The organism is Algoriphagus aestuariicola, assembly GCF_017254835.1.
Classification (GTDB): Bacteria; Bacteroidota; Bacteroidia; order Cytophagales; family Cyclobacteriaceae; genus Algoriphagus; species Algoriphagus aestuariicola.
Map to the genome: position 1 here is coordinate 1 of NZ_JAFKCW010000016.1, position 598 is coordinate 598.

Consider the following 598-nt stretch of genomic DNA (forward strand, 5'->3'; position numbering starts at 1 on the left):
GCACGTCAAGGTGGGGACTCTAGACAGACTGCCTGCGCAAGCAGAGAGGAAGGAGGGGACGACGTCAAGTCATCATGGCCCTTACGCCCAGGGCGACACACGTGCTACAATGGCGCATACAGCGGGTAGCTACCTGGCAACAGGATGCCAACCTCTAAAAGTGCGTCTCAGTTCGGATCGGGGTCTGCAACTCGACCCCGTGAAGCTGGAATCGCTAGTAATCGCGCATCAGCCATGGCGCGGTGAATACGTTCCCGGACCTTGTACACACCGCCCGTCAAGCCATGGAAGTCGGGTAGACCTGAAGGCGGTAACCGGATAGGAGCCGTTTAGGGTAGAACCGGTAACTGGGGCTAAGTCGTAACAAGGTAGCCGTACCGGAAGGTGCGGCTGGAACACCTCCTTTCTGGAAAGATTCCTGCCCCTCGGCTTTCTCTTTTACACGTTTCACATTTCTCTGAAAGCAGAGGACAAGTTCATTGACATATTGAAGTAGAGATTGTAACAGAAGTACTAGCGATAGTACAAGTAGAAGTAAGTGATTAAGGGCGCACGGGGGATGCCTAGGCTCTCAGAGGCGAGGAAGGACGTGATAAGC

1 rRNA gene is annotated in these 598 nt (G+C 54.2%); it reads left to right on the forward strand.

Annotated features, from left to right (window positions below):
• Positions 1–406: ribosomal RNA gene (locus J0A67_RS22580) — 16S ribosomal RNA — on the forward strand; the annotation flags it as partial.
• Positions 407–598: the final 192 nt, after the last annotated feature.